At 66.1% G+C, this 26,173-nt stretch carries 23 protein-coding genes; 16 read left to right on the top strand and 7 right to left on the bottom strand.

Translation table 11 applies throughout. The annotated features are described in order from the left end of the window. The first annotated feature begins 11 nt into the window (after positions 1–11). Both RPB_RS01485 and RPB_RS01480 read left to right on the top strand, forming a co-directional pair. Entirely contained in the window at positions 12–686 is a 675-nt protein-coding gene (locus tag RPB_RS01485; RefSeq protein ID WP_011439196.1) for an LON peptidase substrate-binding domain-containing protein, read from the top strand. Positions 687–773: 87 nt separating this feature from the next. Next, positions 774–971 (top strand): Trm112 family protein, encoded by a 198-nt coding sequence (locus RPB_RS01480; protein ID WP_011439195.1) that lies wholly within the window; start codon positions 774–776, stop codon positions 969–971. Between the two features lie 154 nt (positions 972–1,125). Here the strand turns inward: RPB_RS01480 and RPB_RS24450 are convergent, their stop codons facing one another. The 3 genes from RPB_RS24450 to ccmA all read right to left on the bottom strand — a co-directional run bounded on the left by RPB_RS24450 (position 1,126) and on the right by ccmA (position 3,032). Continuing rightward, positions 1,126–1,302, bottom strand: a complete 177-nt coding sequence (locus tag RPB_RS24450) for a hypothetical protein (protein ID WP_157038763.1) — start codon at positions 1,300–1,302, stop codon at positions 1,126–1,128. 88 nt (positions 1,303–1,390) lie between these two features. Continuing rightward, entirely contained in the window at positions 1,391–2,059 is a 669-nt protein-coding gene (ccmB, locus tag RPB_RS01475; protein WP_011439194.1) for a heme exporter protein CcmB, read from the bottom strand. 370 nt (positions 2,060–2,429) lie between these two features. Next, positions 2,430–3,032: a heme ABC exporter ATP-binding protein CcmA gene (ccmA, locus tag RPB_RS01470; protein ID WP_011439193.1), complete on the bottom strand. Its 603-nt coding sequence runs from the start codon at positions 3,030–3,032 to the stop codon at positions 2,430–2,432. Positions 3,033–3,251: 219 nt separating this feature from the next. Here ccmA and acnA point away from each other — a divergent pair, with 219 nt between their 5' ends. From acnA to RPB_RS01455, 3 genes are all read left to right on the top strand, one after another. Next, positions 3,252–5,969: an aconitate hydratase AcnA gene (gene acnA, locus RPB_RS01465; RefSeq protein ID WP_011439192.1), complete on the top strand. Its 2,718-nt coding sequence runs from the start codon at positions 3,252–3,254 to the stop codon at positions 5,967–5,969. A gap of 158 nt (positions 5,970–6,127) precedes the next feature. Further along, complete coding sequence (locus RPB_RS01460; protein WP_041798501.1) at positions 6,128–6,883, top strand: DUF1223 domain-containing protein; 756 nt, start codon at positions 6,128–6,130, stop codon at positions 6,881–6,883. Between the two features lie 360 nt (positions 6,884–7,243). Further along, the gene (locus RPB_RS01455) at positions 7,244–7,612 is read left to right on the top strand and encodes a DUF2794 domain-containing protein (protein ID WP_011439190.1); all 369 of its coding nucleotides are present in this window, start codon (positions 7,244–7,246) and stop codon (positions 7,610–7,612) included. A gap of 146 nt (positions 7,613–7,758) precedes the next feature. On the opposite strand, the gene RPB_RS01450 is transcribed toward RPB_RS01455, so the two are convergent. The 4 genes from RPB_RS01450 to RPB_RS01435 form a co-directional block, all read right to left on the bottom strand. Further along, a complete protein-coding gene (locus tag RPB_RS01450) occupies positions 7,759–8,310 on the bottom strand; it encodes a GNAT family N-acetyltransferase (protein WP_041797856.1) in 552 nt (183 codons plus the stop codon). A gap of 246 nt (positions 8,311–8,556) precedes the next feature. Beyond that, the gene (locus RPB_RS01445) at positions 8,557–9,348 is read right to left on the bottom strand and encodes a Bax inhibitor-1/YccA family protein (protein WP_011439188.1); all 792 of its coding nucleotides are present in this window, start codon (positions 9,346–9,348) and stop codon (positions 8,557–8,559) included. A 318-nt stretch (positions 9,349–9,666) separates the two neighbouring features. Beyond that, complete coding sequence (locus RPB_RS01440) at positions 9,667–12,249, bottom strand: ABC transporter permease (protein WP_011439187.1); 2,583 nt, start codon at positions 12,247–12,249, stop codon at positions 9,667–9,669. A gap of 3 nt (positions 12,250–12,252) precedes the next feature. Further along, positions 12,253–12,993, bottom strand: a complete 741-nt coding sequence (locus RPB_RS01435) for an ABC transporter ATP-binding protein (protein ID WP_011439186.1) — start codon at positions 12,991–12,993, stop codon at positions 12,253–12,255. Positions 12,994–13,084: 91 nt separating this feature from the next. On the opposite strand from RPB_RS01435, the gene RPB_RS01430 reads away from it, so the two are divergent. The 11 genes from RPB_RS01430 to lpdA all read left to right on the top strand — a co-directional run bounded on the left by RPB_RS01430 (position 13,085) and on the right by lpdA (position 26,154). Beyond that, positions 13,085–13,693, top strand: coding sequence for an arylesterase (locus tag RPB_RS01430; RefSeq protein WP_011439185.1), 609 nt, complete (start codon positions 13,085–13,087; stop codon positions 13,691–13,693). Between the two features lie 192 nt (positions 13,694–13,885). Next, positions 13,886–14,452, top strand: coding sequence for an RNA 2',3'-cyclic phosphodiesterase (gene thpR / locus RPB_RS01425; RefSeq protein WP_011439184.1), 567 nt, complete (start codon positions 13,886–13,888; stop codon positions 14,450–14,452). Positions 14,453–14,509: 57 nt separating this feature from the next. Beyond that, positions 14,510–15,691: a cell division protein ZapE gene (zapE, locus tag RPB_RS01420; protein ID WP_011439183.1), complete on the top strand. Its 1,182-nt coding sequence runs from the start codon at positions 14,510–14,512 to the stop codon at positions 15,689–15,691. A gap of 189 nt (positions 15,692–15,880) precedes the next feature. Then, positions 15,881–16,849 carry a malate dehydrogenase gene (gene mdh / locus RPB_RS01415; protein WP_011439182.1) on the top strand — a complete coding sequence of 323 codons (969 nt, stop codon included), beginning with the start codon at positions 15,881–15,883 and terminating at the stop codon, positions 16,847–16,849. 91 nt (positions 16,850–16,940) lie between these two features. Further along, complete coding sequence (gene sucC, locus RPB_RS01410) at positions 16,941–18,137, top strand: ADP-forming succinate--CoA ligase subunit beta (RefSeq protein ID WP_011439181.1); 1,197 nt, start codon at positions 16,941–16,943, stop codon at positions 18,135–18,137. A 60-nt stretch (positions 18,138–18,197) separates the two neighbouring features. Then, on the top strand, positions 18,198–19,082 hold the full coding sequence (gene sucD / locus RPB_RS01405) for a succinate--CoA ligase subunit alpha (protein ID WP_011439180.1): 885 nt from the start codon (positions 18,198–18,200) through the stop codon (positions 19,080–19,082). A gap of 128 nt (positions 19,083–19,210) precedes the next feature. Continuing rightward, positions 19,211–22,168, top strand: coding sequence for a 2-oxoglutarate dehydrogenase E1 component (locus tag RPB_RS01400; protein ID WP_011439179.1), 2,958 nt, complete (start codon positions 19,211–19,213; stop codon positions 22,166–22,168). Positions 22,169–22,268: 100 nt separating this feature from the next. Further along, on the top strand, positions 22,269–23,504 hold the full coding sequence (odhB, locus tag RPB_RS01395; RefSeq protein WP_011439178.1) for a 2-oxoglutarate dehydrogenase complex dihydrolipoyllysine-residue succinyltransferase: 1,236 nt from the start codon (positions 22,269–22,271) through the stop codon (positions 23,502–23,504). A 60-nt stretch (positions 23,505–23,564) separates the two neighbouring features. Continuing rightward, complete coding sequence (locus RPB_RS01390) at positions 23,565–23,966, top strand: MAPEG family protein (RefSeq protein WP_011439177.1); 402 nt, start codon at positions 23,565–23,567, stop codon at positions 23,964–23,966. A 7-nt stretch (positions 23,967–23,973) separates the two neighbouring features. Beyond that, complete coding sequence (locus RPB_RS01385; protein ID WP_011439176.1) at positions 23,974–24,720, top strand: SDR family oxidoreductase; 747 nt, start codon at positions 23,974–23,976, stop codon at positions 24,718–24,720. Between the two features lie 30 nt (positions 24,721–24,750). Next, positions 24,751–26,154: a dihydrolipoyl dehydrogenase gene (gene lpdA, locus RPB_RS01380; protein ID WP_011439175.1), complete on the top strand. Its 1,404-nt coding sequence runs from the start codon at positions 24,751–24,753 to the stop codon at positions 26,152–26,154. Positions 26,155–26,173 lie beyond the last annotated feature (19 nt).

Genomic DNA, 26,173 nt, shown 5'->3' with positions numbered 1-26,173 from the left:
GGGATTCGCCGATGCCGATCAATGCCGATTATCGCGGCCCCGCCGATCTTCCCGAGGTAATCCCGGTGTTTCCGCTGCCGGGCGCGCTGTTGCTGCCGCGCGGCCAGATGCCGCTCAACGTGTTCGAGCCGCGCTATCTCGAAATGGTGGACGATGCGCTGCGCGACGGCCATCGGCTGATCGGCATGATCCAGCCCGACGTGACGCATTCGGAGCGGGACGAGGCGCCGAAGCTGTTTCAGGTCGGTTGCGTCGGCCGCATCACCCAGCTCGCCGAATCCGGCGACGGCCGCTACATCCTCGAACTCACCGGCGTGTCGCGCTTCAAGGTGGTCGAAGAATTGAAGGTCGCGACGCCGTACCGGCAATGCAAGGTCGATTACTTCCCGTTCGTCGATGATTTCACCGCCCGCAAGGGCGAGGACGAGGTCGATCGCGACACACTGCTCACGGTGCTGACCGATTTCCTCAAGGCCAACAATCTCAAGGTCGATTGGGACGGCGTCGAGAGCGCGCCGAACGAGGCGCTGGTCAACGCGCTGGCGATGATGTCGCCCTATGGGGCGCCGGAGAAGCAGGCCCTGCTGGAAGCGCCCGACCTCAAGACCCGCGCCGAGATCCTGATCGCCGTTACCGAAATGGACCTCGCCAAGAAGCGCACCAGCGGCGATCCTCCGCTGCAGTGAGCGCAGCCCCGAATTGCGCCGCCGCGTTGACGCCGGCGCCGACTTGCCTCTTCAATCCCGCAATATTCCCCATCCAGATCGTGGACCATGACGACACCCCCCGAGCGCCCCGAGACCTCCGTCGATCGCAAGCTCCTCGAAATCCTGGTATGCCCCGTCACCAAGGGGCCGCTGGAATTCGACGCCGCCCGGCAGGAATTGATCTCGCGCGGTGCCAAGCTGGCTTATCCGATCCGCGACGGCATTCCGATCATGCTGCCGGAAGAGGCGCGCAAGCTGGGGTGAGGTTGCCGCGGGCGTCGGCTTAGCGGCACAGCCTGGCGGCCTGGGTTCAATCCAGCCCGTGGCGCAGGCTCGCCGCGGCGCCCAGCGGTCCGATCACCCTGTGATCGCCGCCTGCGAGGCGGCGACGCTTCGGTTGGATAGAACCCGCCTGTCGCTACTTCGTGGGAATGCACGGGGCTTGCTTCTTAATCACGTCGTCCATATTTTGACATTTGGCCTTCTTCCTCTTGTTGGGCTTCGAGAAGTCGGCTTGAGCCATCGCGCTGCCGGTGGCGGTGGCGGTGACGGCGCCAAACGCAAAGGCGGCGCAGAGCAGCAATCTTGCAAGCATGTCGAGTTCGTTCCTGATTGATCGGGTTACTTGGCGGCCTGATTCTATCAAGAGCGGCGAAATTCAATCAAGGCCGAGATGGAACTGCTCAATCCAGCCCGTGGCGCAGGCTCGCCGCGGCGGCGAGTGGTCCGATCACCAGGCTCGCCAGCGACAGCGCGCACAGGATCGAGAACGGGGTGCCGAACGGCACCGGCCCTGTGATCGCCGCCTGCGAGGCGGCGACGCCGAAGATCAGCACCGGGATCGACAGCGGCAGCACCAGCACCGCCATCAGCAGCCCGCCGCGGCGCAGCGCCACCGCCAGCGCCGCGCCGATCATGCCGGTGAAGGTCAGCGCCGGCGTACCGGCGAGCAGCGTCGCCATCACCGCGAGCGAGGCGGTGCCGTCGAGATTGAGCAACAGCCCGAGCACCGGGGTCGCGACGATCAGCGGCAGGCCGGCGGCGAGCCAATGCGCGAAGGCCTTGGCGGCGCAGGTCAGTTCCAGCGGCGTGCGGCTCATCACGATCAGATCGAGCGAGCCGTCCTCGGCATCGGCGGTGAACAGTCGGTCGAGCGTCAGCAGGCTCGCCAGCAGCGCGCCGAGCCACAGGATCGCCGGGCCGAGCCGCTGCAGCAGCTTGAGGTCGGGGCCGACCGCGAACGGCATCAGCACCACCACGGTGAGGAAGAACAGCACCCCGATCAGCGCCCCGCCGCCGACCCGCAGCGCGATCGCGACGTCGCGGCGGATAATGGCGCCGAGGGCGGTCATCGCGGGCCTCCTGCGCTGCGCGCGGCGATCGCATCTGAGGGTTTGCGGCTGCCACGAGGAATACCCTCCCCTGGAGGGGGAGGGTCGCTCGCGCAGCGAGCGGGGTGGGGTGGCGAAGAGTTCATCCGCCGTGCCCGCTGCTCACCCCACCCCGTCACCCACGCCGCTTCGCGGCCTGGGTGCCGACCCTCCCCCTCCAGGGGAGGGTGAAGAGAGCCCCCGTGCCGTCGAAATTCGATATGTGATTGCCCTGCCCTCTGGGAGGGAGCCTGCCCATGGCTCGGTCCGGAGTCGGGGGTGGGGGTCCCCGAGCACGACGCCGGCGATCGCGCCGCCGCGAAACGCAATCCGTTCATGACCCGCACCCCGCTCACGCCGCCGCTCCGATCCGCATCTCGCGCGTGGTGATGCCGAGCGGGCTGTGAGTGGCGGCGACGATCAGGCCGCCGCTTGCGAGGTGGTCGCTCATCAGCCGAGCGAACATGGCCTGACCCCTGACGTCGAGCGCCGAGGTCGGCTCGTCGAGCAGCCAGATCGGCCGGCGCACAACCAGCAGTCGCGCGATCGACAACCGCCGGCGCTGGCCGGCGGACAAATAAGCCGCCGGCAGTTCCGCGGCGTGCGACAGCCCCACGGCGGTGATCCCGGCCATCAGATCGGTCGGTTCGCCGCCGAGAAAGTCGCGCCAGAACGCGAGATTTTCGACGACGCTGAGCGACGGCTTCAACGCGTCGCGATGGCCGAGGTAATGCGCCTGCTCGGCCACCGGCGTGTCCGGCTCGCTGCCGTCGAAGTCGATACTACCCGCCGCCGGCATCAGCAGGCCGGCGATCAACCGCAGCAACGACGTCTTGCCGGCGCCGTTACGGCCGATCAGCGCCAGCGCCTCGCCGCCGGCGGCCTCGAAATCGAGTCCGTCGAACACCTCGCGGCCGCCTCGCACACACCTCAGTCCGCGTCCCGAAAGCCGCATTCCAAATCGCCTGTTCCGCCCCCGGAATCGGGATCGCCTTGCTTACAATCGATGCGGGCGCTAGTCGTTGTCGAACTGGCGGCGCATCTGGAAAGGTTCTATAAGCCGGAACTTGATGCAGTACACCATCGGCGCCTGCAAGCCGTTCGGCTCGCTTCTCCCGGCGCCGCAAGAATGCTCGCCCGCCCATCGAAAACGAAAATCTGGGACCCGCCCTACATGACCTCGCTCGACAGCTTCAAATGCCGGAAGATCCTCAAGGTCGGCAGCAAGTCTTACGTCTATTACAGCCTGCCCACCGCCGAGAAGAACGGCCTGAAGGGCATCTCCCGGCTGCCCTATTCGATGAAGGTGCTGCTGGAGAACCTGCTGCGCAACGAGGACGACCGCACGGTCAAGAAAGCGGACATCCAGGCGGTCGCGAAGTGGATGCGCAAGAAGGCGCTGGAGCACGAGATCGCGTTCCGCCCGGCGCGGGTGCTGATGCAGGATTTCACCGGCGTTCCCGCGGTGGTCGATCTCGCCGCGATGCGTAACGCCATGCAGGCGCTCGGCGGTGACGCGGAGAAGATCAACCCGCTGGTGCCGGTCGATCTCGTCATCGATCACTCGGTGATCGTCAACTTCTTCGGTGACAACAAGGCGTTCGGCAAGAACGTCGCCGAGGAGTACAAGCAGAACCAGGAGCGCTACGAGTTCCTGAAATGGGGCCAGAAGGCGTTCTCGAACTTCTCCGTGGTGCCGCCCGGCACCGGCATCTGCCATCAGGTCAATCTCGAATATCTGGCGCAGACGGTCTGGACCCGGAAGCAGAAGATGACGATCGGCCGCAAGACCGGCACGTTCGAAGTCGCCTATCCGGATTCGCTGGTCGGCACCGATTCGCACACCACCATGGTCAACGGTCTCGCCGTGCTCGGCTGGGGCGTCGGCGGCATCGAGGCGGAAGCCGCGATGCTCGGCCAGCCGCTGTCGATGCTGCTGCCTGAAGTGGTCGGCTTCAAACTGAGCGGCGCGCTGAAAGAGGGCGTCACCGCCACCGATCTGGTGCTGACCGTGACGCAGATGCTGCGCAAGCAGGGCGTGGTCGGCAAGTTCGTCGAGTTCTTCGGCCCCGGCCTCGACCATCTGTCGGTCGCCGACAAATCGACCATCGCCAACATGGCGCCGGAATACGGCGCGACCTGCGGCTTCTTCCCGGTCGACGCCGAGACCCTCGGCTATCTCAAGACTTCCGGCCGCGCCTCGGCGCGGGTCGCGCTGGTCGAGAAATACGCCAAGGCGCAGGGCCTGTTCCGCACGTCGAAGTCGCCCGATCCGGTGTTCACGGTGACGCTGAAGCTCGACCTCGCCGACGTGGTGCCGTCGCTGGCCGGCCCGAAGCGTCCCGAGGGCCGCGTCGCGCTGCCGGCGGTCGCCGAAGGCTTCACCGCCGCGATGGACGCCGAATACAAGAAGGCGCTGGACGGCGCCCGCTACAAGGTCGACGGCCGCAATTTCGACCTCGGGCATGGCGACGTGGTGATCGCCGCCATCACCTCCTGCACCAACACCTCGAACCCGAGCGTGCTGATCGGCGCCGGCCTGCTGGCGCGCAACGCCGCCGCCAAGGGCCTCAAGGCCGCGCCGTGGGTCAAGACCTCGCTGGCGCCGGGCTCGCAGGTGGTTGCCGAGTATCTCGCCAATTCGGGGCTGCAGAAGGATCTCGACAAGGTCGGCTTCAACCTGGTCGGCTTCGGTTGCACCACCTGCATCGGCAATTCCGGCCCGCTGCCGGAGGAGATTTCGAAGTCGATCAACGACAACGGCATCGTCGCCGCCGCGGTGCTGTCGGGCAACCGCAATTTCGAAGGCCGGGTCTCGCCGGACGTGCAGGCCAACTACCTCGCCTCGCCGCCTTTGGTGGTCGCCTATGCGCTGGCCGGCACCGTGACCAAGAATCTCTCGGTCGACCCGATCGGCACCGGCAAGGACGGCAAGCCGGTCTACTTGAAGGACATCTGGCCGACCACCAAGGAGATCAACGCCTTCGTCAAGAAGTACGTCACCTCGACGATCTTCAAGAAGAAGTACGCCGACGTGTTCAAGGGCGACACCAACTGGCGCAAGATCAAGACCGTCGACAGCGAGACCTACAAGTGGAACATGAGCTCCACTTACGTGCAGAATCCGCCTTACTTCGAAGGCATGAAGATGCAGCCGGAGCCGATCGTCGACGTCGTCGACGCCCGCATCCTGGCGGTGTTCGGCGACAAGATCACCACCGACCACATCTCGCCCGCGGGCTCGATCAAGCTGACCTCGCCGGCCGGCAAATATCTGTCGGAGCATCAGGTGCGCCCGGCCGATTTCAACCAGTACGGCACCCGCCGCGGCAACCACGAAGTGATGATGCGCGGCACCTTCGCCAACATCCGCATCAAGAACTTCATGCTCAAGGGCGCCGACGGCAACATCCCGGAAGGCGGCCTGACCAAGCACTGGCCCGACGGCGAGCAGATGTCGATCTACGACGCCGCGATGAAGTATCAGGCCGAGCAGGTGCCGCTGGTGGTGTTCGCCGGCGCCGAATACGGCAACGGCTCGTCGCGCGACTGGGCGGCGAAGGGCACGCGCCTGCTCGGCGTGCGCGCCGTGATCTGCCAGAGCTTCGAGCGCATCCATCGCTCCAACCTGGTCGGCATGGGCGTGCTGCCGCTGACCTTCGAGGACGGCACCTCGTGGGCCTCGCTCGGCATCAAGGGCGACGAGACCGTGACGATCAAGGGCCTGCAGGGCGATCTCAAGCCGCGGCAGATGCTCGAGGCGGAGATCACTCCGGCGGGCGGCAAAATGCGCCGCGTGCCGCTGCTCTGCCGCATCGATACGCTGGACGAACTCGAATATTACCGCAACGGCGGTATCCTTCACTACGTTCTCAGGAAACTCGCAGCCTGAGCGGGGCACGCAGGCCACATCAGTGGCCAAAAAGTCTCACTGCGAAGTGAGTGGCAGGTGAACGGAAGGCGGCCTATGCAATGGGCCGCCTTTTCGTTTTAAGGCGCTCCCGAACGACGGTGGAAGCCGTCGTCACCTGCTCCCATGCAAAGGCGATGATGATCGGTGTAGATGGCTTTTCGCGATGGTCCGGCGCCCTCGGTCTGTGCGCGCTGATCGCGATGGTTCGTCCCAGCGCCGCCGATCCGCGCGCGGTGGTGGAACTGTTCACGTCGCAGGGCTGCTCGTCGTGCCCGCCGGCCGACCGGATCATCGGCGAGCTCGCCCGCGATCCGTCGATCATCGCGCTGAGTATGCCGATCGATTACTGGGACTATCTCGGCTGGAAGGACACGCTGGCGGATTCCCGCTTCAGCGCCCGGCAGAAAGCCTATTCGCAGATGCGCGGCGATCGCGACGTGTACACGCCGCAGGTCATCGTCAACGGCCAGACGCATCTGGTCGGCAGCAACCGCGTCGGCATCGACGGGGCGATCAAGAGCACCGATCAGATCCCCGGCACGATGACGGTGCCGGTGCGGATGGCGGTCAATGGCAAGGAGATCAAGGTTTCGGTCGCGGCGGCGCCCCCCGGGGAGAGAGTCGCGCAGGGCGAGGTCTGGATCTGTTCGGTCTCGAAGGCGGTGCCGATCGCGATTGCACGCGGCGAGAACCGCGGCCGCGAGGTCGTGTATCACAACGTCGTCCGCAACCTGCTCAAGGTCGGCGACTGGAACGGCGCCGCCGGCAGTTGGTCGGTGCCGCTGGAAAACATCGCCCATGACGGCATCGATGCCGCCGCGGTCTATGTCCAGGACGGCAACCGCGACAGGCCGGGCGCGATGCTCGGCGCGGCCTTCACGTCGCTGCACTGAGGAGTGCAGTTCCGATCGATCGGTCGGGTGAGCGGAGGCCCAAAAACAAAAAAGGCCAACTCACGTTGGCCCAGGCTGGGGGATTGGTTGCTGCGTCAGGCCCGACCCCGACGACCTCGGGGGGCTGGGGGCTGAGGAATCCGAGACCGCCTGGATCGGGCCAACGCCAGGATGTTTTCGCAAGTCGACCGGGCGTTCGATGGGCGAAAATCTGGCGGTAATAAGATTCGGCTAACGAAGGCGTGAGGCGCACTTTCCCCGCGCCCCGGCGCGATCGGCCGGCCGCCTGTTGCGCCAAGGGCCCCCTTGCAGCGGGCCGCGCTCGGAGCAATCATGTCACGGCAGTGACAGGAGGCGCCGATGAGCTCGATTTCCGAGGAGGCCGATCCCGGCGACAGCCGCGCAGCGGAGCGCCAAGGCGCCGCTCCGCTGCAGGGACGGGTGACATTCAATCGCCTGGAGCTCAATCGCATCCTCAACCTCTACGGCCGGATGGTCGCCGACGGCGAGTGGCGCGATTACGCGATCGACTTTCTCAAGGACCACGCGGTGTTCTCGGTGTTCCGCCGCGCCTCCGAAGTTCCGATCTACCGCATCGTCAAGGACCCGCGGCTGGCGCGCAAGCAGGGCGCCTACAGCGTGGTCTCGGCCTCCGGCCAGATCCTCCGCCGCGGCCATGACCTCGATCGCGTGCTGCTGGTGATCGACCGCAAGCTGGCGTTGGTGTGAGAATCCCGCTGAGGTCGTGAGGCGTCGCGCCGTAACGGAGGTCATTGCCCGGCTCGACCGGGCGACCCAGTACCCCGGAGCGTCGGCGATCCAATCGCCAGCGCTCTGCAATATTGGGCCCTCCGCTTTCGCGGAGGGTGACGACATCACGCGTTGCTCGGCCCCGCTCCCACCTCCGGCACCGTCTCGCCGCCCGCGCCGAGCGCGCGTTGCATCATCACGGTGTCGAGCCAGCGGCCGAATTTGAATCCGACATTGCGGTGGACGCCGATCAGGTCGAAGCCGCTCTTGCGATGCACGGCGACCGAGCCGGCATTGGTGGAATCGCCGATCACCGCGATCATCTGGCGGAAGCCGCGCGCCTCGCATTGCGCGATCAGCTCGTGCAGCAGCGCGGTGCCGAGGCCGCGGCGATGCGCGAGCGGATCGAGATAGACCGAGTTCTCCACGGTGAAGCGATAGGCCGGACGCGGCCGGTACGGTCCCGCATAGGCGTAGCCGGCGACGCGGTCGCCAAGCAGCGCGACCAGATAGGGAAAGCCGCCGCCGGCGAGCGTTTCGAACCGCCGCGTCATTTCGGCGAGATCCGGCGGCGTCAGTTCGAAGGTCGCGGTGCCGGTGCGCACCGCGTCGGCGTAGATCGCGGTGATGGCGGGCAGGTCGGCGGCGGCGGCCGGGCGGATCAGGAGGTCGGACATGCGAAATTCAACTCGTGGCTGATCGCCAATCCCAGCGTCATACGCGGGCTTGACCCGCGTATCCATCCCCTTCGCAAGGCGGCATGACAGGTTCTCTCCAGAGGATGGATCGCCGGGTCAAGCCCGGCGATGACGACCGTGTTGGAGCATCTGCCTTCGCATCCTGGTCAGCCCGACGTTCACCCGCCCAACAAAAAAGCCCCGGCGCGAGGCCGGGGCTTTCGACTTCACCACTGGTGAAGGGGCTTACTCTTTCTGTCCCAGCAGCTGCAGCAGCAGCGTGAACAGGTTGATGAAGTTCAGGTACAGCGACAGGGCGCCGGTGATCGCGGCGCGCTCCGCCACGTCGCCGCCTTCCGAGGCGTAGCCGTACATGTAGTCGTTCTTCAGCCGCTGCGTGTCGTAGGCGGTGAGGCCCGCGAACACCAGCACGCCGACCACCGAGACGATGAACTGCAGCATCGACGAGGCGACGAACAGGTTGACCACGCTGGCGATGATGACGCCGAACAGGCCCATGATCAGGAACGAGCCCATCCCGGTCATGTCACGCTTGGTGGTGTAGCCGTAGAGGCTCAGCGCACCGAACGACGCGGCGGTGATGAAGAACACCCGCACGATCGAGGTGTGGGTGTACACCAGGAAGATCGACGACAGCGAGATGCCCATCAGGGCGGCGAACGCCCAGAACAGCAATTGCGCGGTCGCGGGCTTCAGCCGGTTGATGCCGAACGAGATCGCGAACACCATGGCGAGCGGCGCCAGGATGAACACCCACTTCAGCGGGCTGGCGAACATCGCGACGCCGAAGGTGGTGAGGTAGGTGTTGCCGATCTTGCCGGCCGCACCGGCCGCATCCGGGGTCACGGCGCCCATATAGACGCCGAGCGCCGCCAGGCCGGTGATGGCCAGGCCGATCGTCATGTAGTTGTAGATGCGCAGCATATAAGAGCGCAGGCCAGCATCGACGGCCGCGCTGTCGACGCGTCCGGCGGCCCGGCCGAAGGGAGAGGCGTAGTTACGGTCCAAGTCCGACATGGTCGAGATCCTGAGTTGGTCCGGCCGACGCAAAGGGTGGCGAAGGCCGGCGCGAAATTATCCCGGACGGTGATGCGCGGTAGACGTTAAATTTCGGTCATCCGCGCGCCGCCCGACCCAATCTGGTATGTGGGAAACTAACACAATCGGGGCAAGGGTTTATGCGCGGCTGAATGTCGCTCCGCAGCATCAGGGTTAAACGCGGTTTTCGACCATGGTCGAATCGCCGCGGTTTCCGGCGCCGGCAGTGCCGCGCCGGACCCGCCACGCCAGCCTTCGATCGAGATTTCCCCAATCAGGCGTTCCGCCAATCGCAGGCTACAGATTCCGCAGGACGGAGGCGGGCTTCTGGTTCAGCGCCAGCAGCGTCCCCACCAGGCCGAGGCCGACCGTCACCACCAGGGCGGCCACCACCACGCCGGCGGCGGAGCCGGCCTGCCAGGCGAAGCTCAGCGACATCAGTCGTGTGACAATCAGCCACGCGGCGGCGGAGCCGGCGATCACCCCAAACACCGCGGTGGCGAGCCCGATCATCATGTATTCGAGCGCGAAGGCCCCGATCAGCCGGCCGCGGGTGGCCCCGAGCGTTTTCAGGATCACGGCGTCATAGACGCGGTGGCGGTGGCCGGCGGCGAGTGCGCCGCCCAGCACCAGGATCGCCGAGATCAGCGTCACCGAGCTGGCGCCCCGCACCGCCAGCGCCAGATTGCCGACCACGCCGCCGACGGTCTCGAGCGCTTCGCGGACGCGGACGCTGGTCACCATCGGGAATCTGTCGGCCACCTGCTTGATCAGGGCCGCGTCGCTCTCTGTCGTGCTGCCGTGTTCGGTCAGGGTGGCGATATGGGTGTGCGGCGCGCCACGAAACGTATTGGGCGAGAACACCAGCACGAAATTGATGCCGAGGCTCTGCCAGTCGACGCTGCGCAGATTGCTGATGGTCGCAGTGAGTTCGCGGCCGAGGACGTTGACGGTGACCTCGTCGCCGATCTTCAGGCCGAGCCCGTCGGCCAGTTTTTTCTCGAACGATACGAGCGGCTTGCCGTCGTAATCCTTGGGCCACCAATGGCCTTCGACGACCTTGGAGCCGGGTGGCATCTCGGCCGCATAGGTCAGGCCGCGGTCGCTCTGCAGCACCCATTCGGCGTCCTGCCCCGGCTTGAGATCCTCGGCGCGGACGCCGCGCGCGGCGACAATCCGGCCGCGCAGCATCGGCACGTCCTCGACCGTGGCGTTCGGCGCAGCCTGTTTCAGGAAGGCGCCGAATTGCTCGGTCTCGCTCGACGGGATGTCGATGAAGAAGAACGTCGGCGCCCTTTCGGGCAGCGCGGCGAGGAATTGCCGCCGCAGATTGCCGTCGATCTGCGCGATCGTCACCAGCACCGAGAGGCCGAGGCCGAGCGACAGCACCACCGACGGGGTCAGCGCGCCCGGGCGGTGGATGTTGGCGATCGCCAGCCGCAGCATGGTGATGCGCGAGCGCGGCAGCCGCCGTGCGATCGCCATCAGCCCCGCCGCGACGCCGCGCAGCAGCAGGAACACCAGCACCGCAGCGACCACGAAGGCGATCGCGACGCGCTTGTCGTAAGCCAGCCCGATCACCACCGCGAGTAGCAGCGCGATCACCGCGCCGATCCAGACGATGTGCCGCAGGCTCGGCCGATGCGCATCCGCGGTCGCGGCTTCGCGGAACAGCGTCGCCACCGGCACATCGCGCACTTGCGCCAGCGGCCACAGCCCGAAGGCGAGTGCGGTCAAAAGGCCGTAGACCAGCGACAGAATCAGCTCCCCGGGATGCAGCGCCGCCACCACCGGCAGCGGCAGCAATGTGCCGAACGCGCCGACGATCAGAAACGGCAGCGCCGCGCCGAGCGCGAGCCCGATCAGCGAGCCGATCGTCGCCAGCACCAACACCTGGGTCAGATAGATCGCGAACACGTCGCGGCCGGTGGCGCCGAGCGCTTTCAACGATGCGATCACGTCGCGGCGGCGGTCGATGTGGCTCTTGACCGCGTTGGCGACGCCGACGCCGCCGACCAGCAGCGCGGCGAGGCCGACCAGTGTCAGGAACTGGGTGAAGCGGGTGATGGTGCGCTCGAGCTGTGGCGAAGCGTTGCCGCGGCTGCGGATTTCCCAGCCGGCCTGCGGCAGCGCCGCGCGGGTGGCGTCGGCGAAATCCTGCGCCGCCTTGTCGTCGGCGCGGTTGTCGGGCAGCCGGACGCGATAGATCCAGCGCACCAGGCTGCCGGGCTGCAGCAATTGCGTGGCGCGCAATGCGTCCTCACTGATCAGGAAGCGCGGTCCGAAGCCGGGATTGCCGGCGAGCTTGTCGGGCTCGGAGGCGACCACGCTGCGGATCTGGAACGCGGCGCTGCCGACACTGACGCGGTCGCCGATCTTGAGGTCGAGCCGGGCGAGAAACGCGGCGTCGGCGGCGGCGCCGAACGCGCCGTCGCGCTTCGCCAGCACGTCGGCGAGCGGCAGCGGCGGATCGAGCTTCAATTCGCCGAGCATCGGATACAGGCTGTCGACCGCCTTGATCTCGACCAGCGCCGAGGCGCCTTCGGCGGTGCGCGCCATGCCCCGCATCGATGCCGCGACCGAGACCGGCGCGCGGTCGCGCAGATAGCCGAGTTCTTGCGGCGTCGCCTCGCGCTGGATCAGCGAGAACGCGACATCGCCGCCGAGCAGGGTGCGGCCTTCGCGGGCGAGGCCTTCGCCGAGGCTGGCGGCGACCGAGCCGACCCCGGCGATCGCCATCACGCCGAGCGCGATGCAGGCGATGAAGACGTAGAAGCCGTTGAGACCGCCGCGCATCTCGCGCAACGCATAGCGCAACGGCAGCGACCAGCCGCGCGACGGCGGCGCGGATCTGGCGAGCGGATCGGCGACCAGCGTCATGGCTCAGGCCGATCGTGCCCGGGCATTGCCCGGCATCGTGGTGTCGACCCGCCCGGAGCGCAGCCGGACGACGCGGTCGCAACGCTGCGCCAGCGCGGTGTCGTGGGTCACCAGCACCAGCGTCATGCCGCGTTCGGCATGTTTGGTGAACAAGAGGTCGACGATCTGCCGGCCGGTCGCCTCGTCGAGATTGCCGGTCGGCTCGTCGGCGACCAGGATCGCCGGGTCGGGCGCCAGCGCCCGCGCCAAAGCGACGCGCTGCTGCTCGCCGCCGGACAGCTGCGACGGATAATGGTTCAGCCGTTCGCCAAGTCCCACCGAAGCCAGCTCGCGCGCCGCCCGCGCGGCGGCGTCGGGCGTGCCGGCCAGTTCGAGCGGCACCGCGACGTTTTCCAGCGCCGTCATGGTCGGGATCAAATGAAAGGACTGGAAGACGATGCCGACGGCGCGGCCGCGAAACCGCGCCAAGGCGTCCTCGCTGAGGCCATTGAAAGCGGTGCCGCTGACCACCACCTCACCGCTGTCGGGCCGCTCCAGCCCGGCCATCACCATCAGCAGGGTGGATTTGCCCGATCCCGACGGGCCGATCAGGCCGATCGCCTCGCCGGGCGCGACGCGGAGGCTGATATCCTTGAGGATGTGCACCCGCGCGGCGCCACTGCCCAGCGACAGATTGACGTTCGAAATGGAGATGGTGTCCGGCGTGGTGCCGGGCCGTGACGAGGGTTCAATGAAGCTGTCCATGGCTGCTGCATATGGCGATTGTTTCGGTGCGGTCGAGAGGGCGGGGCGCACGATTGCGTGGGCGATGGTGACCGCCGTGTTGGTGGTGACCATGGCGCCGACCCGGCAGGCCGAGGCGCAGACGGCCGCCAAGCCGCTGAAGGTGGTGGTGCTGGGTGACTCGCTGTCCGCCGGTTATGGACTACCGGCCAATGCAGCGTTTCCGGCCAAGCTGCAGAAAGCGCTGCAGGCCAAGGGGATCGCGACCGACATGATCAATGCCGGGGTGTCGGGCGACACCGCCAGCGGCGGGCTCGCCCGGCTCGACTGGTCGGTGCCGCCGGACACCGATGCGGTGATCGTCGAGCTCGGTGCCAACGACGCGCTGCGCGGCACCGATCCCAAGGTCCCGCAACAGGCGCTGGACGAGATCGTCAAACGGCTGAAAGCGCGCAACATCGCGGTGCTGCTCACCGGAATGCTGGCGCCGCCGAATTACGGGCCGGACTACGCCAAACAGTTCAACGCGATCTATCCCGATCTGGCGAAAAAATACGACGTGCCGCTGTACCCGTTCTTCCTCGACGGCGTCGCCGCGGTGGCCGGCCTCAATCAGCCGGACGGCATCCACCCGACCGCAGCGGGCATCGACCTGGTGGTCGCCAACATCCTGCCCACAGTGGAGGCATTTCTGCGATCGGTCGCTGGGCAGAAAGGCTGAAAATCCCGGCAATTCCCCTCTAAGGGGCGGATTGCCCTCAACTTTTTCGCTATCCCAGCGTTGTAGCGGTAGCGCTGTAACATAAACGCGCTACAGAATTGGTGAGTTGATTCGCCGGACGTTTTGCGGAGTGCAAAGTCCCGAACGACAGGGACGGCGACCGCAATCGGGCCTCAGACCGGGGGAGTTCCGATGCCGCGTTTGTTCACTGGACTGGAGATTCCCGCCGACGTCACCCGGACCCTGTCTCATCTCCGCGGCGGCCTGCCCGGCGCGCGCTGGGTCGATCCGGAAAACTATCACCTCACGCTGCGCTTCATCGGCGACATCGACGGTGTCACCGCCAACGAAATCGCCTCGACGCTGTTTCGGATCAACCGCAAACCGTTCGACGTGCAATTGCAGGGGCTGGCGAGCTTCGGCGGCCGCAAGCCGCGCGCGGTGGTGGCGTCGGTGGTGCCGTCGAAACCTTTAGTCGAACTGCAGGCCGAACTGGAGCGGCTGCTGCGGCGGGTCGGGCTCGATCCCGAAGGCCGCAAATTCACCCCGCACGTCACGCTGGCCTGGCTGCGCGACGCCTCCTGCCAGGACGTCGCCGATTATCTGTCGCTCCGCGGCTATTTCCCCGCCAAGGTGTTCAAGGCCGAGCGCTTCGTGCTGTATTCGTCCCGCGCCTCGACCGGCGGCGGGCCGTATGTGGTCGAGGCGCCGTACGCGCTCAAACACACCGAAGAGACAAGGGCCGTCCGAACTGCATAGCCGCCAGCAAGAATCCCGGCTTGCATTTTGTCGCAGGCTGAGGCGGTAAGGGCGTCCATGTCCCCGCCGCTCTCGTTTCGTCAACATTATCAGTCCCTGGTCGCCTCCGGTGCGATCGAAGCCGACCCCGCCCAGGCGCGCGCGGTCGAAGCCTTCGGTGCGCTCGACGACACCCTGGCGAATTACAAGCCGCCGAAAAAGCAGGGTTTTCTCGGCCGGCTGTTCGGCGGCGGCGAACCCGACAAGCCGCCGCGCGGGCTTTACGTCCATGGCGAGGTCGGCCGCGGCAAGACCATGCTGATGGATTTGTTTTTCGATGCGTGTCCGGTGCCGCACAAGCGCCGCGCGCATTTCCACGAATTCATGGCCGAGGCCCACGAACGCATCAACGCCTTCCGACAGAACATCAAGCGCGGCGAAATCCCCGACGGCGACGTTATCGGGCTGACCGCGGCGTCGATTTTCGAGGAAGCGTGGCTGCTGTGCTTCGATGAATTCCACGTGACCGACATCGCCGACGCGATGATTCTGTCGCGGCTGTTCGGCAAGCTGTTCGAACTCGGCACCGTCGTCGTCGCGACCTCGAACGTTGCGCCCGACGATCTCTACAAAGGCGGTCTTAACCGCGCGCTGTTCGTGCCGTTCATCGGCCAGGTCAAGCAGCACATGGAGGTGCTCCGGCTCGACGCCCGCACCGATTATCGGCTGGAGAAATTCGCCGGGATGAAAGTGTGGCTGGCCCCGGACGATGCCGAGGCCACCGCCGCGCTCGATCGCGCCTGGAGCCGGATCACCGGCGGCGCCGCCGGCAAGCCGCGCGACATCGCGATCAAGGGCCGGCATCTGCACGTGCCGAAATCCGACCATCACGTGGCGCGTTTCGATTTCGCCGATCTTTGCGAAAAGCCGCTCGGCGCGTCGGACTATCTGCGGCTCGCGCACGAATATCATACGCTGCTGATCGATCACGTGCCGGCGATGGACTATGCCGACCGCAACGCCGCCAAGCGCTTCATCGCGTTGATCGACACGCTGTACGACAACGCGGTGAAGCTGATGGCGTCCGCCGCGGCCGAGCCGGCCGATCTCTACAGCGCCTCCGAAGGCGTCGAGGCGATGGAGTTCAATCGGACGGTCTCGCGGCTGATCGAGATGGGCTCGGAATCCTATCTGGCGCTGCCGCATGGCCGCAGCGACTCGCTCGCCTCCGGCGCCACGACCGGCTTGGTCGAGACCTAGGCCTTTGGTTTCGATCGGTTTTGCGACGCAAACCCGTTCGACCCCGCACGAATACGCGGCGGCAATGCCCCGCCCCCGGCTGGCCAACAATTGGGCGCTGCCCGACTTGAACGCGTCCGGCGAAAGGGATAACCACCCAAGCGGATTTCCCACCCTCTCCCTCCTTCGGGCTCAAAGGACTCCTTTCCCATGGCGCGCGACAAGATTGCTTTGATTGGCTCCGGCCAGATCGGCGGAACGCTGGCTCACATGATCGGGCTGAAAGAGCTCGGCGACGTGGTGCTGTTCGATATCGCCGAGGGCGTGCCGCAGGGTAAGGCGCTCGACATCGCGGAATCCTCGCCGGTCGACGGCTTCGACGCCAACTTCACCGGCGCCAATTCCTACGAGGCGATCGAAGGCGCGAGCGTGGTGATCGTCACCGCCGGCGTACCGCGCAAGCCCGGCATGAGCCGCGACGACCTCCTCAGCATCAATCTGAAGGTGATGGAGCAGGTCGGCGCCGGCATCAAGAAATACGCCCCCGACGCGTTCGTCATCTGCATCACCAACCCGCTCGACGCGATGGTCTGGGCGCTGCAGAAGGCCTCCGGCATGCCGGCCAAGAAGGTGGTCGGCATGGCGGGCGTGCTGGACTCGGCGCGCTTCCGTTACTTCCTGGCCGACGAATTCAACGTTTCGGTCGAGGACGTCACCGCCTTCGTGCTCGGCGGCCACGGCGACACCATGGTGCCGCTGGTGAAGTACTCGACGGTGGCGGGCATTCCGCTGCCGGACCTGGTGAAGATGGGCTGGACCTCGCAGGCTCGCCTCGACGAGATCGTCGACCGCACCCGCAACGGCGGCGCTGAGATCGTCAACCTGCTCAAGACCGGCTCGGCGTTCTACGCGCCGGCCGCCTCGGCGATCGCGATGGCCGAGAGCTATCTGCGCGACAAGAAGCGCGTGCTGCCGGTCGCCGCCTATCTCAACGGCGAATACGGCGTCAAGGACATGTATGTCGGCGTGCCGGTGGTGATCGGCGCCAAGGGCGTCGAGCGCATCGTCGAGATCGAAATGGCCGGCAAGGATCGCGAAGCGTTCGACAAATCGGTCGGTGCGGTCCAGGGTCTGGTCGACGCCTGCAAGAAGATCGCGCCCGATCTGCTCGGACGCTAAATCAGTGTAAGCCTGCCGTGGTAAGCTCCGCCCGGCGAGGGCGCGCCACGGCGGTTCAACCGGCTGGACGCGTTCCGGCGAGGGGCAAGCGATGAATATCCACGAATACCAGGCCAAAGCGGTGCTGCGCGAATTCGGCGTGCCGGTGTCGCACGGCTATCCGATCTTCAAGGCGTCCGAGGCGGAGGCCGCCGCCACCAAGCTCGGCGGTCCGGTCTGGGTGGTGAAGAGCCAGATCCACGCCGGCGGCCGCGGCAAGGGCAAGTTCAAGGAAGCCTCCGCCGGCGACAAGGGCGGCGTGCGCCTCGCCAAGTCGGTCGACGAGGTCAAGACTTACGCCGAGCAGATGCTGCACGCGACGCTGGTGACGGTGCAGACCGGCCCGGCCGGCAAGCAGGTCAACCGGCTGTACATCGAGGAAGGCTCCGAGATCGACAAGGAGTTCTATCTGTCGCTGCTGGTCGACCGCGCCACCTCGCGGATCTCCTTCGTGGTCTCGACCGAAGGCGGCATGTCGATCGAGGACGTCGCCCATGACACCCCCGAAAAGATCGTGTCGTTCACGGTGGATCCGGCGACCGGCATCATGAGCCATCACGGCCGCGCCGTCGCCAACGCGCTGGGGCTGAAGGGCGACCAGGCCAAGCAGGCCGAAAGCCTGGTGACCAAATTGTACACCGCGTTCCTCGCCAAGGACATGGAGATGCTCGAGATCAACCCGCTGGTGCTGACCAAGCAGGGCGATCTCAAATGCCTCGACGCCAAGATGTCATTCGACGGCAATTCGCTGTATCGCCACGCCGACATTCAGGGCCTGCGCGACGAGAGCGAGGAAGACGCCAAGGAAATCGAGGCGTCGAAATACGACCTCAACTACGTCACCCTCGACGGCACCATCGGCTGCATGGTCAACGGCGCTGGCCTCGCGATGGCGACGATGGACATCATCAAGCTCTACGGCATGACCCCCGCCAACTTCCTCGACGTCGGCGGCGGCGCCAGCAAGGAGAAGGTGACCGCGGCGTTCAAGATCATCACCGCCGATCCGAACGTGAAGGGCATCCTGATCAACATCTTCGGCGGCATCATGAAGTGCGACATCATCGCCGAGGGCGTCGTCGCCGCGGTGAAGGAAGTCGGCCTCGACGTGCCGCTGGTGGTGCGCCTCGAAGGCACCAATGTCGAAGCCGGCAAGAAGATCATCAAGCATTCCGGCCTCAACGTGCTGCCCGCCGACAATCTCGACGATGCCGCGCAGAAGATCGTCAATGCCGTCAAGGGAGCCTGAGGCCGCCCCGGCCTCGCTCGCTTCCGACCAACCCGTTCGACCGCGAAAGCAACCCCGCCTATGTCCATCCTGATCGACGCCAACACCAAAGTCATCTGCCAGGGCTTCACCGGCAAGAACGGCACCTTCCATTCCGAGGCCGCGGTGGCCTACGGCACCAAGATGGTCGGCGGCACCTCGCCGGGCAAAGGCGGCACCACGCATCTCGGCCTGCCGGTGTTCGACACCGTGCGCGAGGCGCGCGACAAGACTGGCGCCGATGCGTCGGTGATCTATGTGCCACCGCCGGGTGCTGCGGATGCGATCTGCGAGGCGATCGACGCCGAGATCCCGCTGATCGTCTGCATCACCGAGGGCATCCCGGTGCTCGACATGGTGCGGGTCAAGCGCTCGCTGGTCGGCTCCAAGTCGCGGCTGATCGGGCCGAACTGCCCGGGTGTGATGACCGCGGGCGAATGCAAGATCGGCATCATGCCGGCCAACATCTTCAAGCCCGGCTCGGTCGGCATCGTGTCGCGCTCCGGCACCCTGACCTATGAGGCGGTGTTCCAGACCACCAGCGAGGGTCTGGGCCAGACCACCGCGGTCGGCATCGGCGGCGATCCGGTCAAAGGCACCGAATTCATCGACGTGCTGGAGATGTTCCTGGCCGACGACAAGACCGAGTCGATCATTATGATCGGCGAGATCGGCGGCTCCGCCGAGGAAGAGGCTGCCCAGTTCCTGATCGACGAGGCCAAGCGTGGCCGCAAGAAGCCGATGGTCGGATTCATCGCCGGCGTCACCGCCCCTCCGGGTCGGCGTATGGGGCATGCCGGTGCGATCATTTCGGGGGGCAAAGGCGACGCGGCGTCGAAAACCGCCGCGATGGAAGCCGCTGGCATCACGGTTTCGCCGTCGCCGGCGCGTCTCGGCAAAACGCTTGCCGAAAAATTGAAGTCCTAATTCAAACCTTGTTTCATTACGAGCTTACATTTCCCTAGAATCCGATAAAAGGTGCACTATGTTGCTGATCCGGTAACCGGATCAGCTTATCGCGTGTTCAACGCGATGATCATCATCAGGACGCAATCATGTCTCGCCAGGACGCGAATGCCGCTTTCGCCCTCTCTTCGTTTCTGCAGGGCGCCAATGCCACCTATATCGACGATCTCTATTCCCGCTACGAAAACGACCCGAACTCCGTCGATGCCGACTGGCAGGCATTCTTCAAAAGTCTGAAGGACAATCCCGGAGACATCCAGAAGAACGCCGAGGGCCCGTCCTGGGAGCAGGCCCACTGGCCGCTGACGCCGCGCGACGACCTCACCTCGGCGCTGGACGGCAACTGGGCCCAGGTCGAAAAGACCGTCGGCCAGAAGATTCAGTCCAAGGCCCAGACCAAGGGCGTCGAGCTGTCGACCTCCGACGTCAACCAGGCCACCCGCGATTCCGTCCGCGCGCTGATGCTGATCCGCGCCTATCGCATGCGTGGCCACTTCCACGCCAAGCTCGATCCGCTCGGCCTGGAGCCGGCCAAGGATCACGAGGAACTCGACATCCGCTCCTACGGCTTCACCGAGGCCGATCTCGACCGCAAGATCTTCCTCGATCACGTGCTCGGCCTCGAATACGGCTCGTTGCGCGAGATCGTCGCGATCTGCGAGCGCACCTACTGCCAGACCATGGGCATCGAGTTTCTGCATATCTCGAACGGTGCCCAGAAGGCCTGGTTGCAGGAGCGGATCGAAGGTCCCGACAAGGAGATCAGCTTCACCCGCGAAGGGCGTCGCGCGATCCTGATGAAGCTGGTCGAGGCCGAAGGCTTCGAGAAGTTCTGCGATCTGAAATTCACCGGCACCAAGCGGTTCGGCCTCGACGGCGGCGAGTCGCTGATCCCGGCGCTGGAGCAGATCATCAAGCGCGGCGGCAATCTCGGCGTGCGCGAGATCGTGCTAGGCATGCCGCATCGCGGCCGGCTCAATGTGCTGACCCAGGTGATGGGCAAGCCGCACCGCGCGCTGTTCCATGAATTCAAGGGTGGCTCGGCCAATCCGGACGAGGTCGAAGGCTCGGGCGACGTCAAATATCACCTCGGTGCCTCGTCGGATCGCGAGTTCGACCACAACAAGGTGCATCTGTCGCTGACCGCCAACCCGTCTCACCTCGAGATCGTCGATCCGGTGGTGCTCGGCAAGGTCCGCGCCAAGCAGGACCAGCACGGCGATCTGCCGGAAGAGCGCGTCTCGGTGCTGCCGCTGCTGATGCACGGCGACGCCGCGTTCGCCGGACAGGGCGTGGTGGCGGAATGCTTCGGCCTGTCCGACCTGAAGGGCTACCGCACCGGCGGTTCGATCCACTTCATCGTCAACAACCAGATCGGCTTCACCACCTATCCGCGCTACTCGCGATCGTCGCCGTATCCGTCGGACGTCGCCAAGATGATCGACGCCCCGATCTTCCATGTGAACGGCGACGATCCGGAAGCGGTGGTGTTCGCGGCCAAGATCGCGGTCGAGTACCGGCAGAAGTTCCACAAGCCGGTCGTGATCGACATGTTTTGTTACCGTCGCCACGGTCACAACGAGGGCGACGAGCCGGCCTTCACCCAGCCGATGATGTATCGCAAGATCGCGGGCCATCCGTCGGCGCTGGAACTGTATTCGAAGCGGCTGATCGCCGACGGCGTGATCACCGAAGGTGAAGTCGAGAAGGCCAAGGCCGACTGGCGCGCCCGGCTCGACGCCGAACTCGAGGCCGGCTCCAGCTATCGGCCGAACAAGGCCGACTGGCTCGACGGCAAATGGGCCGGCTTCAAATCCGCCGATCAGGAAGAGGATCCGCGCCGCGGCATCACCGGCGTCGATCTCGCCAACCTGAAGGAGATCGGCCGCAAGATCACCAAGGTGCCGGAAGGCTTCCGGGTGCATCGCACGGTCGGGCGTTTCCTCGAGAACCGCGCCAAGGCGATCGACAGCGGCGTCGGCATCGACTGGGCCACCGGCGAGGCCTTGGCGTTCTGCACCCTGCTGCAGGAAGGCCATCGGGTCCGCTTGTCCGGCCAGGATTCCGAACGCGGCACCTTCTCGCAGCGCCATTCGGTGCTGTTCGATCAGGAAGACGAGACCCGCTACACCCCGTTCAATCATCTCTCGCCCGATCAGGGGCATTATGAGGTGGTGAACTCGATGCTGTCGGAAGAGGCCGTGCTCGGCTTCGAATACGGCTACACGCTGGCCGAGCCGAACGCGCTGACGATCTGGGAAGCGCAGTTCGGCGACTTCGCGAACGGCGCCCAGGTGCTGTTCGACCAGTTCATTTCGTCGGGCGAACGCAAATGGCTGCGGATGTCCGGCCTGGTCTGCATGCTGCCGCACGGCTACGAGGGCCAGGGACCGGAGCATTCTTCCGCCAGGCTCGAGCGCTTCCTGCAGATGTGCGCCGAGGACAACATGCAGGTGGTGCATGCCACCACGCCGGCGAACTTCTTCCACGTGCTGCGCCGCCAGCTCCGTCGCGAGATCCGCAAGCCGCTGATCCTGATGACGCCGAAGTCGCTGCTGCGCCACAAGCGGGCGGTGTCCAGGCTCGACGAATTCGGGCCCGACACCAGCTTCCATCGCGTGCTGGCCGATGACGCCCAAGTGCTGCCGGACGAGAAGATCAAGCTGGTGCCGGACGCAAAGATCCGCCGCGTCGTGATCTGCTCCGGCAAGGTCTATTACGACCTCTACGAGGAGCGCGAGAAGCGCGGCATCGACGACATCTATCTGTTGCGCGTCGAGCAACTCTATCCGGTGCCGCTGAAGACGCTGGTGCAGGAGATGTCGCGCTTCAAGGAGGCCGAACTGGTGTGGTGCCAGGAAGAGCCGCGCAACATGGGCGCCTGGCACTTCATCGAGCCTTATCTGGAGTGGGTCCAGAATCAGGCCGGCGCGACCCATCGTCGTCCGCGCTATGTCGGCCGCCCCGCCTCGGCGGCCACCGCCTCGGGCCTGATGTCGAAGCATCTGGCCCAGCTCAAGGCCTTCCTCGACGAGGCGATGCGTTGACGCCACGGGCCGCCGCGCGCCGGCGGCCGGTGTCGTTCGAGACATTTGGATCAGGGGCGAGCCGCCGCAGCAGCGGTGACGCCGCAAGAGGACAAAAACGATGACTGAAATTCGCGTTCCGACGCTCGGCGAATCCGTGACCGAGGCGACCATCGGCCGCTGGTTCAAGAAGCAGGGTGACGCCGTCGCGGTCGACGAGCCGCTGGTCGAACTCGAGACCGACAAGGTCACCATCGAAGTGCCGGCGCCGTCGGCCGGCACCCTCGGCGAAATCATCGCCAAGGACGGCGAGACCGTCGCCGTCGGCGCGCTGCTGGGCCAGATCTCGGAAGGGGGCGGTGCCGCCAAGCCCGCCGCGCCGGCCAAGCCGGCCGCCGCGCCGGCTGCCGCCGCTGCAGCGCCCGCTGCGGCCGCGCCCAAGGCCGCGCCGGCCGATGCGCCGCAGGCACCGTCGGTGCGGCGGCTGTCGACCGAGAGCGGCGTCGATGCCTCGACCGTGCCGGGCTCCGGCAAGGACGGCCGCGTCACCAAGGGCGACATGCTGGCGGCGATCGAGAAGGCGGCGTCGGCGCCGACCCCGGTCAACCAGCCCGCCGCCGCCGTCCAGGTCCGCGCCCCGTCGCCGGCCGACGATGCCGCGCGCGAGGAGCGCGTCAAGATGACCCGGCTGCGCCAGACCATCGCGCGCCGGCTCAAGGAAGTTCAGAACACCGCCGCGATGCTGACGACCTTCAACGAGGTCGACATGACCAACGTCATGGCGCTGCGCAGCCAATACAAGGACGTGTTCGAGAAGAAGCACGGCGCCAAGCTCGGCTTCATGGGCTTCTTCACAAAGGCCTGCGTGCAAGCGCTGAAGGACATCCCGGCGGTCAATGCCGAGATCGACGGCACCGATTTGATCTACAAGAACTACTACCATGTCGGCGTCGCGGTCGGCACCGACAAGGGCCTGGTGGTGCCGGTGGTGCGCGATTGCGACGAGAAGTCGATCGCCGCGATCGAGAAGGGCATTGCCGATTTCGGCAAGCGCGCCCGCGACGGCCAGCTCAAGATCGAGGAAATGCAGGGCGGCACCTTCACGATCACCAATGGCGGCATCTACGGCTCGCTGATGTCGACGCCGATCCTCAACGCGCCGCAGTCGGCGATCCTCGGCATGCACAAGATCCAGGAGCGGCCGGTGGTCGTCGCCGGCAAGATCGAAATCCGGCCGATGATGTATCTGGCGCTCAGCTACGATCACCGCGTGATCGACGGCAAGGAAGCGGTGACCTTCCTGGTCCGCGTCAAGGAAAGCCTGGAAGACCCGGCCCGGCTGGTGCTGGATCTGTAAGAGCGACGTCGACACGGGCAGGAAAGCCGGCGTTTCGTCGAAGCGGATTGGGGGGACATGATGCAGCCGATGCCGACCGAGATCGTGGTGCTGGGCTGGAGCGTCGTGCTGCTGATCGGGCAGATGTTCTTGGCGTCGATCCCGGCCACGATGGAGCTGGGCGGTCCGTATCAGGCCGGTCCCCGCGATGAAGGCAAAGTGGCGCAGGGCCGGTTCGCCGGCCGTGCGGCGCGCGCCTTCCGCAATCTGCTCGAGACCTATCCGGCCTTCGTCGCGTTGGCGCTGGCGCTGGCCGTCACCGGCAAGACCGGCGGCTATGCGGCGACCGCCGCGGTGATCTGGCTGGTCGCGCGGGTGCTGTACGCGCCGCTCTACATCATCGAGATTCCGTTCGCCCGCAGCATCGCCTGGTTGGTGTCGCTGCTGGCGCTGATCGCGATGCTGATCCGGCTGCTGTCGTGAGGTGCGCATGAACGACCGCGTCGTCGTCATCACCGGAGGCAGCCGCGGCATCGGCCGCGCCACCGCGCTCGCCGCTGCGGCCCGCGGCTTCAAGGTCGTGGTCGGCTACGCCAGCAATGCGGAGGCGGCGCAGGAGACCGTGTCGGCGATCGAGGCCAGCAACGGCCGGGCGATCGCGGTGAAATGCGACGTCGGCGACGAGGCGGATATCATTGCTTTGTTCGAGGCCGCCGACAAATTCGGGACGCTCGGCGCGCTGGTCAACAATGCCGGCATCGTCGGCCCGACCGCGCGGGTCGACGAGATGTCGGCGGAGCGCATCCAGCGGATGATGGCGGTCAACGTCACGGGCAGCATCCTGTGCGCGCGCGAGGCGGTGAAGCGGTTGTCGACCCGGCACGGCGGCCCCGGCGGCGTGATCATCAATCTGTCGTCGGTCGCAGCCAAACTCGGATCGCCGAATACTTACGTTGACTACGCCGCTTCCAAGGGCGCGATCGATTCCTTCACTATCGGGCTCGGCCATGAGGTCGCCGGCGAAGGCATTCGCGTCGCCGCGATCCGCCCCGGCCTGATCGACACCGAGATCCACGCCTCCGGCGGCGATCCGGACCGCGCCCACCGGCTCAGCGGCCATGTGCCGATGCAGCGCGTCGGCCGCGCCGAGGAAATCGCCAACGCCGTGGTCTGGCTGATGTCGGACGAAGCCTCCTACGTCACCAGCGCCATCATCGATGTCTCGGGCGGACGATAGTCCACCCTGCGCCAACTACAGGACTTCCCTATGGCCAACTACGATCTCGTCATCATCGGCACCGGCCCCGGCGGCTATGTCTGTGCGATCCGCGCGGCGCAGCTCGGCCTCAAGGTCGCGGTGGTCGAAAAGAACCCCACGCTCGGCGGCACCTGCCTCAATGTCGGCTGCATGCCGTCGAAGGCGCTGTTGCACGCCTCGGAGCTGTTTGAGGAGGCCGGGCACTCCTTCGCCAAGATGGGGATCGGCGTGCCGGCGCCGACGCTCGATCTGCCGACGATGATGAATTTCAAGCAGCAGGGCATCGACGGCAACGTCAAGGGCGTCGAGTACCTGATGAAGAAGAACAAGATCGACGTGCTGGTCGGCCGCGGCAAGGTGCTCGGCACCGGCAAGGTCGAGGTCACCGGCAATGACGGCAAGGCGCAAACCGTCGAGACCAAGTCGATCGTGATCGCCACCGGCTCGGACGTGGCGAAGCTCAAGGGCATCGAGATCGACGAGAAGCGCATCGTGTCGTCGACCGGCGCGCTGTCGCTCGACAAGGTGCCGGGCAAGCTGATCGTGGTCGGCGCCGGCGTGATCGGGCTCGAACTCGGCTCGGTGTGGCGCCGGCTCGGCGCCCAGGTCACCGTGGTCGAATTTCTCGACCGCATCCTGCCCGGCATGGATGCCGAGATCGTCAAGCAGTTCCAGCGCATCCTCGAGAAGCAGGGTTTTGCCTTCAAGCTCGGCGCCAAGGTCACCGGGGTCGACAGTTCGGGCAAGCAGCTCAAGGTCAGCGTCGAGGCCGCGGCCGGCGGCAATCCGGAGACGCTCGAAGCCGACGTCGTGCTGGTCGCGATCGGCCGCGTGCCCTTCACCGAGGGGCTCGGGCTGCAGGAAGCCGGCGTCGCGCTCGACGAGCGCGGCCGCGTGGCGATCGACGATCACTTCGCCACAAGCGTCCAGGGCGTCTATGCGATCGGCGACGTGGTGAAGGGCCCGATGCTGGCGCACAAGGCCGAGGACGAGGGCGTCGCGGTCGCGGAAATCATCGCCGGCAAGGCCGGGCACGTGAACTACGACGTCATTCCGGGCGTGGTCTACACCACGCCGGAAGTCTCATCCGTCGGCAAGACCGAGGAAGACCTCAAGCAGGCCGGCGTCGCCTACACGGTCGGCAAATTCCCGTTCACCGCCAACGGCCGCTCCAAGGTCAATCAGACCACCGACGGTCTGGTGAAGATCCTGGCCGACGCCAAGACCGACCGCGTGCTCGGCGTGCACATCGTCGGCCGCGAAGCCGGCGAGATGATCCACGAGGCCGCAGTGCTGATGGAGTTCGGCGGCTCGGCCGAGGATCTGGCACGGACCTGCCACGCTCACCCCACCCGCTCCGAAGCGGTCAAGGAAGCCGCGCTTGCGGTCGGAAAACGCGCCATCCATATGTAAACGAGTGCCGGCATCGTCC

It is taken from the genome of Rhodopseudomonas palustris HaA2, from assembly GCF_000013365.1.
GTDB lineage: Bacteria > Pseudomonadota > Alphaproteobacteria > Rhizobiales > Xanthobacteraceae > Rhodopseudomonas > Rhodopseudomonas palustris_J.
The sequence above is the reverse complement of the archived record's forward strand: the minus strand, read 5'-3'. Positions and strand labels throughout refer to the sequence as shown.